This is a genomic window from Sphingobacterium sp. JB170 (assembly GCF_900163865.1).
Taxonomy (GTDB): domain Bacteria; phylum Bacteroidota; class Bacteroidia; order Sphingobacteriales; family Sphingobacteriaceae; genus Sphingobacterium.
Window position 1 is genome coordinate 43,785 of record NZ_FUKU01000041.1, and the last position, 14,807, is coordinate 58,591.

18 protein-coding genes are annotated in these 14,807 nt (G+C 44.1%); 1 reads left to right on the forward strand and 17 read right to left on the reverse strand.

What is annotated here, in order from left to right; all coding sequences use genetic code 11:
• Window positions 1-3 precede the first annotated feature (3 nt).
• The 17 genes from FM107_RS12050 to hutH are packed head-to-tail and all read right to left on the reverse strand — an operon-like array spanning window position 4 to window position 13,388.
• The gene (locus FM107_RS12050; protein WP_086948765.1) at window positions 4-261 is read right to left on the reverse strand and encodes a phosphopantetheine-binding protein; all 258 of its coding nucleotides are present in this window, start codon (window positions 259-261) and stop codon (window positions 4-6) included.
• Window positions 262-265: 4 nt separating this feature from the next.
• Window positions 266-862 carry a hypothetical protein gene (locus tag FM107_RS12055; protein WP_086948766.1) on the reverse strand — a complete coding sequence of 199 codons (597 nt, stop codon included), beginning with the start codon at window positions 860-862 and terminating at the stop codon, window positions 266-268.
• Window positions 856-1,959: a beta-ketoacyl synthase N-terminal-like domain-containing protein gene (locus FM107_RS12060; RefSeq protein WP_086948767.1), complete on the reverse strand. Its 1,104-nt coding sequence runs from the start codon at window positions 1,957-1,959 to the stop codon at window positions 856-858. Before FM107_RS12060 ends, FM107_RS12055 begins: the two co-directional genes overlap by 7 nt.
• Window positions 1,956-2,399 carry a thioesterase family protein gene (locus tag FM107_RS12065; RefSeq protein ID WP_086948768.1) on the reverse strand — a complete coding sequence of 148 codons (444 nt, stop codon included), beginning with the start codon at window positions 2,397-2,399 and terminating at the stop codon, window positions 1,956-1,958. Before FM107_RS12065 ends, FM107_RS12060 begins: the two co-directional genes overlap by 4 nt.
• Window positions 2,374-3,657: an ABC transporter permease gene (locus tag FM107_RS12070; protein WP_086948769.1), complete on the reverse strand. Its 1,284-nt coding sequence runs from the start codon at window positions 3,655-3,657 to the stop codon at window positions 2,374-2,376. Before FM107_RS12070 ends, FM107_RS12065 begins: the two co-directional genes overlap by 26 nt.
• Window positions 3,647-4,393 (reverse strand): ABC transporter ATP-binding protein, encoded by a 747-nt coding sequence (locus FM107_RS12075; protein WP_086948770.1) that lies wholly within the window; start codon window positions 4,391-4,393, stop codon window positions 3,647-3,649. Before FM107_RS12075 ends, FM107_RS12070 begins: the two co-directional genes overlap by 11 nt.
• A gap of 2 nt (window positions 4,394-4,395) precedes the next feature.
• Window positions 4,396-5,391: a BtrH N-terminal domain-containing protein gene (locus tag FM107_RS12080; RefSeq protein WP_086948771.1), complete on the reverse strand. Its 996-nt coding sequence runs from the start codon at window positions 5,389-5,391 to the stop codon at window positions 4,396-4,398.
• The gene (locus FM107_RS12085) at window positions 5,382-5,795 is read right to left on the reverse strand and encodes a hypothetical protein (RefSeq protein ID WP_086948772.1); all 414 of its coding nucleotides are present in this window, start codon (window positions 5,793-5,795) and stop codon (window positions 5,382-5,384) included. Before FM107_RS12085 ends, FM107_RS12080 begins: the two co-directional genes overlap by 10 nt.
• A gap of 2 nt (window positions 5,796-5,797) precedes the next feature.
• Window positions 5,798-6,259 carry a hypothetical protein gene (locus FM107_RS12090; RefSeq protein ID WP_086948773.1) on the reverse strand — a complete coding sequence of 154 codons (462 nt, stop codon included), beginning with the start codon at window positions 6,257-6,259 and terminating at the stop codon, window positions 5,798-5,800.
• A complete protein-coding gene (locus FM107_RS12095) occupies window positions 6,259-6,687 on the reverse strand; it encodes a hypothetical protein (RefSeq protein WP_086948774.1) in 429 nt (142 codons plus the stop codon). The genes FM107_RS12090 and FM107_RS12095 overlap by 1 nt, the downstream gene beginning before the upstream one ends.
• On the reverse strand, window positions 6,687-7,820 hold the full coding sequence (locus FM107_RS12100; protein WP_086948775.1) for a beta-ketoacyl-ACP synthase III: 1,134 nt from the start codon (window positions 7,818-7,820) through the stop codon (window positions 6,687-6,689). Before FM107_RS12100 ends, FM107_RS12095 begins: the two co-directional genes overlap by 1 nt.
• A gap of 1 nt (window position 7,821) precedes the next feature.
• Window positions 7,822-8,727 (reverse strand): hypothetical protein, encoded by a 906-nt coding sequence (locus FM107_RS12105; protein WP_086948776.1) that lies wholly within the window; start codon window positions 8,725-8,727, stop codon window positions 7,822-7,824.
• On the reverse strand, window positions 8,724-9,623 hold the full coding sequence (locus FM107_RS12110; protein WP_086948777.1) for a lipid A biosynthesis acyltransferase: 900 nt from the start codon (window positions 9,621-9,623) through the stop codon (window positions 8,724-8,726). Before FM107_RS12110 ends, FM107_RS12105 begins: the two co-directional genes overlap by 4 nt.
• A gap of 19 nt (window positions 9,624-9,642) precedes the next feature.
• Window positions 9,643-9,894 carry an acyl carrier protein gene (locus tag FM107_RS12115; protein ID WP_086948778.1) on the reverse strand — a complete coding sequence of 84 codons (252 nt, stop codon included), beginning with the start codon at window positions 9,892-9,894 and terminating at the stop codon, window positions 9,643-9,645.
• Window positions 9,887-11,113: a beta-ketoacyl synthase gene (locus FM107_RS12120; RefSeq protein ID WP_086948779.1), complete on the reverse strand. Its 1,227-nt coding sequence runs from the start codon at window positions 11,111-11,113 to the stop codon at window positions 9,887-9,889. Before FM107_RS12120 ends, FM107_RS12115 begins: the two co-directional genes overlap by 8 nt.
• Before the next feature lie 10 nt (window positions 11,114-11,123).
• On the reverse strand, window positions 11,124-11,864 hold the full coding sequence (gene fabG, locus FM107_RS12125; RefSeq protein ID WP_256959495.1) for a 3-oxoacyl-ACP reductase FabG: 741 nt from the start codon (window positions 11,862-11,864) through the stop codon (window positions 11,124-11,126).
• Window positions 11,865-11,870: 6 nt separating this feature from the next.
• Window positions 11,871-13,388, reverse strand: coding sequence for a histidine ammonia-lyase (gene hutH, locus FM107_RS12130; protein ID WP_086948780.1), 1,518 nt, complete (start codon window positions 13,386-13,388; stop codon window positions 11,871-11,873).
• Window positions 13,389-13,507: 119 nt separating this feature from the next.
• On the opposite strand from hutH, the gene FM107_RS12135 reads away from it, so the two are divergent.
• Window positions 13,508-14,767, forward strand: coding sequence for an NAD(P)/FAD-dependent oxidoreductase (locus tag FM107_RS12135; RefSeq protein ID WP_086948781.1), 1,260 nt, complete (start codon window positions 13,508-13,510; stop codon window positions 14,765-14,767).
• The last annotated feature ends 40 nt before the right edge of the window (window positions 14,768-14,807 follow it).

Consider the following 14,807-nt stretch of genomic DNA (forward strand, 5'->3'; position numbering starts at 1 on the left):
AGATTATTTCGTACGATTTTGCGAAATGTATGACGCCATCGTGGTAATCGATTCGAATATCGCTTTTCCGTTTTTAGGGTCCGACAGCTTGATGCCGTAGTCCTTATCCATCAACACAATAAGTTCCAGCGCATCAATAGAATCTAGACCTAAACCTTCTCCAAATAGCGCATCATCGTCCTGAATATCTGTTGAGGCTACATCCTCTAAATTGAGAACCTCAATAATTTTACCTTTCAATTCTTCTTTTAATTCTGTCATTTCTTTAAAATAATAATTCTATATTTCCTACAGAATGTACCTGTGTTCCCTCGCGACCAACAAGATACAAAATGGCTCTATAATTATCTTGAAAATATTCAACCCAGCCGCAAAGTACCTTTTGTGCACGATTGGACTGCAAAAGGTACGACGTATAGGTATAAACCAGTTCGGTAGGAAACTGCTGATCCACAAAAAAAACGTTTTCCGTCTTCAACCCATGACGAATGCTTATTTCTCCGGCGCAAATATTCGCCAAAGTATATACAAAAGTGGCTGGACTAGGGAAAAAATTATCCGGGTCCTGTATCGAACGTATATGCTTAAGGTCACTGTCCATACTGCCAGACTGATTGGCAAGTACAAGTGCAACATTACCGCTGGCGCTTCCTTTTAGGAGGTATTCAGCGGTTAAAAAAGCGAGTTTACTTAACCCATCCATTTTATAAAACTTCGGATAGTCAATCGCTAAACTACGAAACGACTTCTTAACAAATTCGGAAAATTCTAAATCAGGCTCATGCGTAACGAGCTGGCCATCGACTAGAACCTGCTGATGCTGTATTGCACAGGATTTTTCGATGTAGAACATCTCTAACATACTTTTTCAATTAATATCGCGACATTACTCCCCCCAAAGCCTGAGGACGTCTTCAAAAGCCGGTTTATCTCGATATTTACCTGTCTATCCACAACATTTAGCGCCCGTGATACACCGAGCTTTTCAAACCCTTTGCTCGAAAGTATTATCGACTCTTGCATCGAACGCATTGCAATAACGAGTTCGAGTAGGCTCGAAGCGCCTAGCGTATGGCCAAAATAACCCTTTAAACTATTAACCGGCACCTGCGATAACCCGAGCCGATCGAAAGCAATAGCTTCCATCTCATCGTTATATTGCGTGGCCGTACCATGCGCGCAGAGATAGTCGATAGACTGCAGGTCGACCTGTGCCTCGCTTACCGCGGCAATCACGCTTCGGTATAAGCCTTCCCCAGTTCTCGATGGTCCGGAGATATGGTTGGCATCATTTATCCCACCTTCACCAAGTATTCGGAACGGCCCTTTGTCTCTAGACATATAGATGCACGCTGCCGCTTCCCCCAGAGACACGCCAGAGCGAGCTGTATCGAACGGCCTGCATGGCAATGCGCTCATCGCCTGGAAAGCATTAAAGCCAGAAACGACAAACGAATTTACAAGATCCCCTGCCAAAATAATCGCATCATCATACAAGTCCATTTGTAATAACCGTTTTGCCACGGACACGGCAAGTGATCCCGAGACACACGCATGCGATACGACCACCGGTTTGGTCTGAAAGCCCAAATAGTGTGCAATTTTTGTTGCTAAAGTAGCGAGTCCGGCCTGTTGAAAGTCGCCCTGTTTTAAATAATCGACATTGCCTTTGGTTGTAGAGAGCACAAGCGCGGTTCGTGGTCCAGGCGCATGATTTTTGACAACTGGCATCCCAGCACAAAGAAACATACGCTCGAGAAGCGTATACGCTATGGACAAATCTGGCAATACCGCTTGATGCACCTTGGCTACAAAAATTTCCCCCAATGGATCCATCTTCTGCTTGGCAATTCCGGTATTCCCCAGTAGTAGCTGATCCCAGGTAGTTTCCAGGTCATTACCGAGTGGCGTCACGCAATTAATATCATGAATATAAACCGGATTCCATTCCATGGTCATAAACCTACTTTATGTTTCCAATCGAGCATAAACTGCGGCAAGTTCAAAACTAAATTTTGCTCACTATCCAAGAATACCTGCACGGTTTCGCCGGTACAAACGAGCTTATTCTGCTCATTATATATGTCAAACTGAAAAATTAATTTAGCCGCCGGAGTGTCTTGAAATCTTGTTACTACGCGCGCCGTCTCGCCATAACGTAGCGGTAACTTATGCATGCATGAGCTTTTCACCACCGGCAAGGTATAGCCATGGGACTGTACCGCTAGATAGTCTATGCCATGTTGTTTACAAAAAGCTTCACGCCCTTGCTCGAAATACAAGATATAATGACCATGCCAGACGATCCCCAAAGCATCCACCTCACTAAAACGTATGGGAATATCAATCGACGCATAAAGGGTAGAGTGGTCATTAAACTGCTTTTTCCTTTTTATCATAAAATACTGCTAAAGCAAGTGTCAGCACAAAAAACAAAAATAACAAAATAATCTCAGAAAGAATATCACCGAGGCCGGCATGCCGTAAGAGTACATCATAGAAGGCACTAAGTCCCCAGTTCATTGGCGATATCATTGATAAACGCTGCATGAAAACAGGCATGACAAATACAGGGACCCAAATTCCACCCAAAGCCGCAAGGACTACCGTTAACGTTGCGCCAAACGGCGCTGACTGCTCCTGGGTGGAAGCAATCGTGCCGATTAAAACCCCCAGACCAATAGCTGCTAGTCCACTAAACAGCGCGATAACACTCAAGAGAAAAAGATTATCGTCAACCTGAAATGCCTGCAATCCGATAACCGGGAATAGAAAAACGCCCAGTAGTACCATCAAATAAAACTGAATAAGACTGATTAGTAGATAACATATTGTTTTTCCAACAACGAATATAGAATACGAGGTTGGGCTCGTGCTAATACGAACCATCGTTCCCTGCGATTTTTCCTTGACGATGTTTATAGAAAGGGGAACAACAATGAAGAAAATTGCAAAGAGGGACCAAGCAGGCACGTTGTGCTGAGCGGCGTTCGGAATTTCGTGACGACCCGAAGCGGCCGCAGATTCTTCTTTAAATGAGATGAACTGCTGCTGGCTGAAATCTTCGTTCGGATCCGCGACGAGTTCCTGCTGAAAAGTTTTATATATCGCCCGCGATTCCACATTCGAAACCAGTTTATTAATGGACATCCGTATCGCGGTCTTAAATGCCGCTTGTGTTGCAGGATCAAAATAAAGAATCACTTGCCCAGGATCCACAATTCGTGGAACTTCAGCAACCGAATCCATGCTAAAATCCAATTCGGTTAGAACTTTGTCTACATTCTGTTGCACATGCACTTGTAGATTGGTGGTTAGCTTTGTCGGCAAGATGATCGCCAGCTGATATACGCCGCGATGTACCAAATCTTTCGCCTGTTGCTCCGAAACCTCTTGACCGTTGATGGAATCAACGACAACAAGCTCGCCTGTTTCTCCAAGGTTATCGATAATCACCTGCGCCACGCTGTCTTTATCATTATCGACCAGAAGCACCGAAACTTCACTCCCGAGAATAGATTCGAAAGACCCCTTTTGGACCATAGTAACCGCTATTAATAGCAGCAGTGGCATTACAAAAAGAATAATCACTCCGCCAATATCACGCATTAACAGCAACAATTCCTTTTTCACGGACAACCATAACTTAAACATCATGTAGCCCCCTCCGCGTGAGATCGATGAACACATCTTCCAGGCTACGAGCCCCAGCCACCTTAGAAATTAATTCGTCCGTAGTACCCTCAACAAGTAATTTACCTGATTCTATAATACCTACTCGCGAGCAAAACTCTTGGGCTTCGGATAAATGATGTGACGAATAAACAATTGTCGTGCCCTGGCGATTTAGTGCCTGTAAATACGCGATGATCGCTTTTTTAGAATGCACATCTACGCCCACAGTAGGCTCATCTAAAAATAAAACATCCGGTTTATGCAGCACGGCGGCAAGTAGGTTAACACGTCGTTTCATGCCACCTGAAAAGGTGTCCACTCGATTATCCGCATAGCCATCTAAACCAAGTGAATCAAGCGCGAGCTGGACACGCTGGTCCAAGTCTTTCCCCCGAATATTATATAATCCACCAAAATATTGGAGATTCTCGCGCGCCGTTAAAGAGGGGTAGATCGCCAACTCTTGCGGGACCACGCCAATACGGGCTTTTAACGCCCTTGGAGAGATTCGATAGGATAGATCACAAATTGTGAAGCTTCCTGAACTCGGACGTATTAATCCGCATAGCATGGAAATCAAAGTGGTCTTACCAGCGCCATTGGGTCCGAGTAAACCAAAAATCTCCCCTCGCTCAACGGATAAACTGATCCCATCCACTGCACTTTCGCCAGCGCCCCGATATCGCTTTGTAATTTCCTTCACATCGAAAACCAACATACTCAAAGTGAACGTTTCAATTTCTTAAAAAAAGCCTCTTCAAGATCAGCCAGCTGTAACAGTCGATCAGCCAGACTGTTGTATACGTCCTCTTGATTACTCCTTTTCTTATAAACGCGGGATGCTTCCAATGCAAAATCACGCCACAAGTCCCCAATAGCGGTCATCTCCAGTGCAAGGCCCAACAACTTATCATTTCCTATCAATTTTCCAGACTGCTGTAAGAATGCGGAATAAATATATCGAAATCCGCCACCTCCCGTACCAATCTCCTCCTGCATTCGGACCATCTGTGCAAGGTAATAATTAGCCTTGCTTACACCTACCTTTTTGGGCCAGCGCCGCATAGCACCCGCCACCATACGCATACCGCGCACACCAATTATTGGCATGGGTGCAAGCATATCTTTACAGGTCTTTTTTATCGCTTTACGGATTGCTTTTTCCCAATCTATCTGCTCAGGAATAGCGACCGGGTAATAGATATGCCCATTGGGGGCAAGGACGCCCTTGGCAAACCGAACCTTTTCTAGCTCCGATTCGGTCAACCGTTTGACCGCTTCCATGGTCGGATCACTGATCAAATATTCATTTCCTTCCTTCCCATAAACGACGATATTATGTGCATTAAAATGAAATCTATAGTCCTCAGGGAAATAGGGCAAATGGTACACGCCCACCTGCAAACCGCACGGTATACCGTTGCTGAGGTTTTCATCGAGTACCTGCTGCGCTCGACGCTTATCTGAAAACTTACGCCGCTTTATTTTGATACCTAGTCGCTTAGCGAGTCTATTAAAAATCCAACCGGGCGCAGGTCTGTAACTAAGCCCGGGGGCGTGATTAACCTTTAGAAAGGGTAAGTACACGTAAAATAACCCCGAGCCGATCCCAAAAACCATCGGCTCACTGATCGCGAGACCTTTGTTCGTTAGCAAGCTCGATGCGGCTCCATTCTCACAATGTGCACTGATACGGTGTTCAAATTTTATTTGCATTCCTCGCCACTATATTTCTTTAAATCATCAACCCCTATATCAAACGCTTCAGCATACTTACGGATAACACGATCACTTAACTTGGCAAACACCGCGGGTTTCGCGTGCCGTTTAATCCGCCATTTCCAAATACCCGTGTAATCCGATAATATCTGCCAGTCCATACGTTTTAACTCCATAAAATAAACGATCGGGCTTACACGTGCGGCTCGTAATTCTTCATACGCATGATCGATACGCTCTTGAAGGACAACCATCGTTTGATCTTGGATTTCATTCTTTACCACCCAACCCGTACTCAATGCTGTTGTATATTCCCCCTGTTCATCTAATGCATAATACAATTCACGCGAACCTTTCTCAAATACCCGACCATCATCCTGTGGTACTTCTGATTTCTTCATTTTTACTGCTTTTTCAAGAACAAGTTGATTTCTGCGCTAGCCAATAACACCTGGTTATGTTTTGCTTGAACAAACATGGTGCAAATAATAAAATCGTCACTGTCAAACTTTGAGGTCAGTGTAGAGTCTGTTAAAATGGTTTCGCTCACTTGTGGCAGATTAAACACGGATAGCTCCTTGATTGCCGAAATGAATCCAATAATACGTTTATCCAAAATGGGATTATAATGTTCCTCGTAAAACGTTTGTCCCACAATCGCAGAACAAGTTTGCGCCATATTCTCAATTAACCCGATCTCTTGCAGGGTGCCGCAGTTAACAAATATATTATCTTCATCAATCAAAAAACTACACAGCACATGGACAGGAGAAATAGCAATTATCTTATTAACCATCAACATGGGACTGCGATGAGGTAAGTAATTTTCTATATCAACATCATGCTGCTGCTCCCGTTCATACATCACATGCCGGCTATAACTGTTTTCATTTGCGCGTTGGCTATAATTTCTCCCTCTAATTTAGTAATTATTTCGACTAAAGTGACACCCATAAACTCTTGTATAATCTGCACCTGGGTATGTAAAGTTTGACCGACCCTGGGAAGCGCAGCGATCTCTACACGTGGTATAGAACCGATGTACCCCAACGGAGCCGACAAATTGCGCAGATAATAACTGTAGCCCGTATGCAGAGCTACCGACTGCGCCATATGCTCAATAAGGCCACTTTCGGTCAGGTGATCAGCCCAAATAAAGAGACAATCTTCGCTTATTAGAAAAGATGATTGTAACGCCATTTCGTGGTAAGCCTCCAGCGCGCTTACCATTATTATTGGATCTTTTTGAGGAATGAGCTTCTGGATATCGGCAAGTTTGATCGGCAGCTCCATTAGCACACGGTTAAATAGGCATACGCATAGCTAAAGCGAGCACTCTCTGGAACGCATAGCATCACATGCTGCCCCGTTAATAAGCGGCCCGAGGCCAGTAACTCCTCTAGCATCAGATAGACCGACCCGGCCCCCACATTTCCAACCTCCCGTAAATTCATGAACCACTTATTGCTAGAAATTTCTATTCCCGCCCGAGCAAACCCGTCATAGAGGCCATCGACAAAAAAGTGTGAGGAAACATGGGGAAGTAAAAAATCGATATCATCGGAGCCTATCCCGTGCTTATCCATCGCCGCTTTCATGCTCTGAACACCTTTTGCCAGAATATGTTGCTCCAAAAGTTTGGTATCCTGCTTAACGGCAAAAATAGATTTGTCTAACCAGTCCTGAGACGGCATATCCGAGAAAGAGCGTAAACTCCCGTCTTCGTTTTTTTCTGCACCAGCATACATACACACCGGGAGTTCATGTGCAAAGGAATATCCTTCCATCCATTCAACGCGCAACGAGAGTGGCCCCCGCTTCTTATTCTCTAGTAGTGCGGCTGCGGCGCCATCGGACAACATCCAGCGCAAAAAATCCTTGTTAAAGGCCACAATCGGCTGCAGTTCGAGCTGCTTCAAGTTCTCCACCTCTTTGTTAAAATGATCGGCGATCATCCACGAGGACATCCTTTCCGATCCGCTGCATATTGCATTATCGGTGATTCCGGCCCTTACTGATAAAAAACCGTACTTCAGCGCGTTCATCCCTGCGCAGCAATTTCCCGCCGCGGAGTTAACCTCCAGAATACTGCCCCCCAACTCCCCATGCACCATCACAGCGTGCGAGGGCATCACGTAATCAGGCGATGAAGTTCCACAAGATAATAGTTGAGCTTGATCAGCGGTGAAGTCGCGATCGAACAACCCCTTTACAGCGAGAGCCGTCAGCTGCGCGTTAGTATGCGTTGCACGGCCCTGTTTGCTTAAAGCATAATAGCGTGTTTGGATACCATTATTGCGTAGAACTATCCGCCTGGCTCTGGATGCACAGTCATTGATTTTACCCAAATAAAATTCCATATCCTCATTGGAAATGGGATCGTTTGGTAAAAATTTTGAAACTCTGTTTATGTATACTTCAAACATGTTATAACCCTTGGAAATGCTTTCGTTCTTTTTTATACTTTAAGAAGTATAAAATTGGGAAAAATATCAATTCTATCAAATACACGATCGGCGAGATGCCATAAATCGCAAAAACAACGTAATATTTAAAAAACCGAATTAAACGACGCCGGTTTTTAGGATTCTCCAAAATGATCCTGGACCAGACCTTAAACATTTTGTTACCTTTTTGGTCCATCGAAACCAAGAAAAAACGATAATCAACTGCGCCCTGTTTCACGAGTGCTCGCTGCATCCACTGGTAGCTGCCTTGCTTCAAACAACCCAAAATTGTTTTACCAAACATTGACGCACCTTGGATTTCGTTGGAAGAAACGCCCGGTAGTGGAAATATACCATAAGCGTGCCGCTTTACACCCGAAAAAAGCCAATCTACAATTGTAACAACCGATATCAAATTATGATTTCTATCCGTCAAAGCAATATTCCCTACCAATTCCGAATCTAGATCAATGAGTAGCTTCTTCACTTTGTCTTGTGCCAATGCCCACATATTACGGCTACCACTGACGGAAACCACCGGTTTTTTTGCAAATATTTGTTTCGCGTAGTTACTTTTTAAAAATGAATTGATGGGTATTGATGGGCTTAGAAACCAAACCTGATAGTGCAATAAGATTAAATCATAATTGCTGCCCAATATTTTTGGCGCGGGTGGGTGTATTTCTTCTGGAATCTGCCGAAATGATTCGGGGAATGTGTTAAAGAAAGATTTGGAATCCCAGGGAAAGGGAAATGCATGCACCATCTTTATTTCATAAAAATCAACAACGATGTCGCTGTCATTTAAAAAAGGGGCGGCTATAGAATGTGCTATTTCTTCAAGCTGTCCCGACTGTGAGAAATAGACGAACAAAACATGCTTCATAGGCGTCGCTCTCTATTTGAATGATGATTCCAAAAATCAAAAAAATTAAACCATTGCAATGGATACTTACGCAAAATTCCTTCCACGCTTTGTTTATATGCTAATAAATATGACTCTGGATCCCTATGTTTTACATTTTCTGCCTTGCGGGCGTATAGGTGATAATGCAACCCTTTTTCTTTCATTACGTAAACGAAAATCAACGGTGCTTTTAGGCGTGAGGCTAATATAAACGGGCCGGCAGGAAATTCCGCATCCCGCCCCAGAAGCGCTCCCCGAAGGGTCTTTGACCCATCGAAATAGCGGTCGCCAGTAAAACAAATAAGTTCATTATTTGAAAGGGCATCATTTATTTGAAATACATGCGACAAGTCATCCGTTATTTTGATGGGTTTGATCCTGGATCTCCCGGACACCCTCTCGATATATGCTTTGATTTCCGAATGCTCCTGGTCGAGTGTCACAACATTGATCTGAAAGTTAACGTCTATTTCTGCAAAAAAACGCTCGGCAATTTCAAAATTACCGACATGGGCGGATATTAAAATTCCACCTTGCTTATTTTCTAGCGCATTTTTGAGCACGTCAATCCCGTCAAACTCATAACTAAACTGATCACGAAGTCCCGCAGAAATAGCCACTTTATCTATTATCGTCTGCCCGAAAACATAATATGCTCGGTATACATTCCAAAAAGAATTCCACGCGCTGTAGGCCTGTCTTTTATGGAGGTAATAATACAGGTTACGAAAATTTGTGGGATAAAAAAGAAAATAGTAAGCCGCTACAAAATATAGAAGTCCATAAGCTGAACGAACCCCAAAATTTTTAATTAGAAAAATAAAAATTTTATAGCCAAGGAGTGTTCCTTTAGATTTCCCGTCCCATTGGCGCATAATTTAGTATATTATTAATTTATTGCTTCATCGCAATTTTTTGCTCTACAGTCTCATAAAAGTCTTGAAATGTAACCATCTTCGCAAAATCGCCCTCGTCTAACTTCACACCGAAATTCGATTCAATGATAACCACGAGGTCCACATAATCCAAGCTATCTAAGTCGAGTGATTCCTTTAAAGATGCATTCGGACTAATAACCTCCTCTTCCACCTCAAACTCTTCTATCAATATTTCGTTAATTGTATGCTGTACACTCACTTTATTCATTATTAAATTTCTTTACTACCAAAGCGGAATTAGTCCCGCCAAACCCGAAGGAATTAGACAAATATATGTCAAATTCTTGTTTTAATGTACCTGAAACAAAATTTAAATCTCGAAAAGCATCGTCCGGTTCTTCTAAATTAATATTCGGCGCGATAAACCCGTGCTGCATCATCAACGTTGAATAAACAATTTCCGAAGCGCCCGCCATCCAACATTCATGCCCAGTCATCGATTTGGTCGAACTAACATAAGGGTTACCGCCGAACACATCCAGTATCGCTTGCGCTTCATTGGCATCGCCAATCGGTGTGGATGTGGCGTGCGCATTGATATACGCGACTTGGTCTGGCGTTAAATTCGCTTGTTGAAGCGCCCGCCGCATTGCCTTAGCAGGTCCATCAATATTAGGTGTTGAGATATGGGCTCCATTCGAAGAAAACCCGTAACCGATTACCTCTGCAATAATAGGGGCGTTACGTTTTACTGCCGATTCATAACTCTCTAGAATCACCGTCGCCCCGCCACCACTAGGCACCAGACCCGTTCTTTGTTTATCAAACGGACGCGAGGCCAAGGTTGGGTGCTCAAAATCTGTCGCAAATACGCCCAACCCATCGAAACTAGCCATGGCATAGGGATTAATTTCCTGCGCGCCACCACATATAATTAGATCTTGCATCCCCTGCTGGATAAACATAAAACCTAATCCAATAGCGTGGGACCCACTGGCACAAGCAGCGCTAATCGTCATATTTACGCCCGAGAGGCCAAAAATTGTCGCCAAATTCATGGTCACCGTCGAATTCATAGATTTGAAAATCGCGCCCGATCCGATTAATTGCGTGTCACGTTTCTCGCGTGCGATATCTATAGCGTCCACCACCGCCTTAGAGACCGAATCATTCCCATAGAGAATACCGACCTCACGCGCTAATAGCTCTTCGTCACTCAGCCGCGCATTTCTTAGCGCCTCGACTGTTGCCATATACGCATACTCGGACTCCTCGCCCATGCTGATGCGCTGGCGACGCCCGAGTACGCCTTTCAAATCAGGCAAAGGGACCATCCCTGTAAGGGGGGATTTATAACCAAATTCCACACGCGCCTGGTCGATTACAATTCCCGAAACGCCGTTAAATAATGACTCTCTTACTTGATCCAAACTGGTTCCAATACAAGAGTAAATTCCCATTCCTGTTATAACTACTCGCCTGCTCATCTATCTTTACTTACGAATATATCCCTCCATTTATATTGATTACCTCTCCCGTAATATAACCTGATTTCTTAGATGCCAAAAAACATACCAAGTCTGCAACCTCTTCGGCTTCGCCGAATCGATTTGCAGGAATCAATTTGAGCAAATCACTCTCTTCCATCCCTTTAATCATATCGGTTCGCACAAAACCCGGAGCGACGGCATTCACCGTAACATTCCGCTTAGCGACCTCTTGTGCCAAGGCTTTGGTAGCCCCCACAACACCCGCCTTCGCGGCCGAATAGTTTACCTGCCCTGCAGTTCCTTTCATTCCCGAAACAGACACGATGTTAATGACACGGCCATAACGGTTACGTAAGAGCTTTTGAATAAAGAAGTTCGTCACATTATAGAAACCTTGCAGCGAAGTCTGCAACACCACCGACCAGTCTTCTTCACTCATCCACATAAACAGACCATCACGAGCTACACCGGCATTATTGACGATCACCTCCATAATGGCCGCCGAGTTTTTCGCAGACCAAGTACTCAACGCCTGGTGGACATCCTGGTGATTGCCCACGTCGAATTTTATTACTTCCCCGGTCCCGCCCAGACTGGTAACATTTGCTAAGCTCTCCAAAGCGGCTTGATCATTACTTTTGTAATTTATCAAAACGTGATAACCGAGCTCCACGGCCAGTTTTTCGCAAACAATTCGACCAATTCCTCGCGAACCGCCTGTAACCAATGCACACCTCAATTTAACCATATATTATTACCGCATCAAATATTCTTTTACCAGCTGTATCGCGGGATAAAGAGGTTTATCATCTGAAAATGCGGGAACCATCTGACGAACATCTTCATACACCGTTTTAGTTTTTGAAGATACAAAATTTTGCTGATTTAAAATATCGATCGCTTGGCAAACAGACAACATCTGTATCGCTAAAACTTCGAACGCATTGACGATTACTTTATGCGTAATACAAGCGGCATTTGTTCCCATGCTCACAATATCCTGATTGTCATTATTGTTAGGAATACTGTGAATATACATCGAGCTAGAAAGGGTTTGATTTTCTGCTGTCGTGGACGTAGCGGTAAACTGTGCCCCTTGCATCCCGAAATTAAAGCCCAGCTTACCCATATTCACAAAAGGAGGTAGTATACCGTTTATTTTTTCGTTCATCAGGTAATTGAGTTGCCGTTCGGAGAGCATCGATAAACGCGTAACAGCTAGCTTCAATTTGTCCATTTCCAGCGAGATGTAATCGCCATGGAAATTTCCGCCATGATATACATTTTTATCTTCGATTGAGATAATAGGGTTATCACTCACGGAGTTGAGCTCATCTTCTAGAATCTTTCCTGTTTGCTCAATTGTCTCCAGTATGGGCCCCAAAATCTGCGGCACACAACGCAGCGAATAAAACTCCTGTACTTTATCTTTGAAAATCTCTTCCTGATTATTCCCCGAGTAAAGATCTTCTTCGCGCTTTTTTATTAAGGAGCTATCTTGTAGATGCTCGCGCATGCGGCGCGCAACCTCCCTTTGCCCTTCGTGTAACTTAACCGCGTTCAACGTCTGCGAGAAATGATCGTCATGTGCTTTTGCGAGCTCATTCATCGTGCTGGATAGCCATAGCGACCAGTCCAGCAATTTACGAGCAAGGAAATAATTAATTAACCCTATTCCCGTCATCACCGAGGTTCCGTTGATTAACGACAAGCCCTCTCGTACCACAATCTCAATAGGTGCTAGTTGCTGGTCGGCGAAAACGGTCGAGGTCGCTTGCCGTTCACCACGAAAAATAACTTCGCCTTCTCCGATCAGCACCAAGGCTAAATGCGCCAATTGTACCAAATCGCCACTCGCACCAACACCGCCGTGTGCAAAGATCACCGGCGTAATATCTCGGTTAATCAGCTCCTGCAACAAGCTGACAACACTATGATGCACACCACTCTTGCCTTTAGAAAGATTAGACAACCGCGTCAGCATAGCCGCCTTAACCAGCATTGGCGAAAGAAGTTCTCCTGTACCAGCGGCATGGCTACGTATCAAATTATATTGTAACTGACGGGTTTCCGAATCTTTTATACGGTATTGCGCCATGGGACCGAAACCGGTGTTTACCCCATAAATGACTTTATTTTTCGCAAAGACCTTTAGAAAGGTATGACTCTCTTCAACAGTACGCCATACTCCTGGGTCCACACCTAACAGGTCCCCGTCAAATACCACCTGATAAAACTGCGTTAGTGTTAATTTTTTTTCGACTGAAATCATTTAGTTCAACATCTTCTTTTCTATTTTAGAGTCTAGCCAAAAAACAACGAGATAACTCTTATCTTTGGCCTTAAGTTTAATAGGGCAAAAGTAATATAATTTAATTTTAATCCGCGAACATGGATTCCCAGGAAATCGATATTTTAATTATTGGAGCAGGACCGTCAGGTTGTGTAGCTGCGGGTTATCTACAACAAAAGGGAGTGAACGTCAAAGTAGTCGAAAAATCCAAGTTCCCACGACTGGTCGTCGGCGAGAGTCTAATTCCGCGCGTGATGGACAATTTTCAGCAAGCCGGGCTCTTGGACGCATTAGACCGTTGCGGTTTTGAAAAAAAGAAAGGTGCTGAATTTATCCGTGGTGAGGTTTTCAGTACATTTGATTTCAGTGATAAATTTGGGCAGGGCTGGGACTGGACCTGGCAAGCACCACGCGCAGACTTTGATCTAGCAATGACCCGAGAGCTTCAACGTAAAGGAGTGGAAATACAGTTTGAGGTGGCAGTAACGGACATCGAGTTCAAAAATTCCATTTCCCACACCACAATTGTGGATAAATCAGGGGTTACGTCCCAAATAACGGCTAAATTTGTAATTGACGCCAGTGGCTACGGGCGCGTGCTGCCTCGACTATTAGGGCTGAGTAAACCCTCGCAGCTTAATCCCCATTCTGCAATTTTCACCCACGTCAAGGACATCAATAGACCAAGTGGCGAGCAAGGAACACAGATTTCATTCGACGTACTAGACACTCAAGTCTGGCTTTGGGTCATTCCTTTCTCGAATGGCTTGACGAGCGTAGGCCTAGTTGCTAATACCGCATTTATTGAAAATCTAAAGGGCGATGAAGGGACTGCCGAAGCCCTAAGAAAGGCCATACAATTATCCGATTTTTACGTCAAACGCTTTGCTAACAAGAGTTTTGAATTTGAACCCATACATCTTAAAAATTATTCCTCGGCAGTAACAAAAATGTACGGCGATGGGTTTTCACTCACGGGAAACAGTGCAGAATTTCTTGACCCTGTTTTTTCTTCTGGAGTTTGTTTTGCTACCGAATCGGGACTCCTCTCGGCCAAGTTAGCATACCGGCAGTTGCAGGGAGAAAACATAGATTGGCAAACCGAATACGCCGATTACATGCAGCGAGGTATTGACGTTTTCACAACGTATGTTCAAGAGTGGTATACCGGAAATCTTCAAACTTTATTTTTCCACCGTCCAGAAAACCCGGAGGTTAAACGAAAAATATGTGCCGTACTAGCCGGGTATGTATGGAATGAGGAAAATCCATTTGTAAAAAAACACGATCGGGTGATCCGTACGATGGCTTACATGCTAAAGAACAACGACCCGTTTTCAAGTGAGATTTTCGATTAGCTGCTTAATTCAGCGATCACTTGTTTTGCGCAAGTGATCG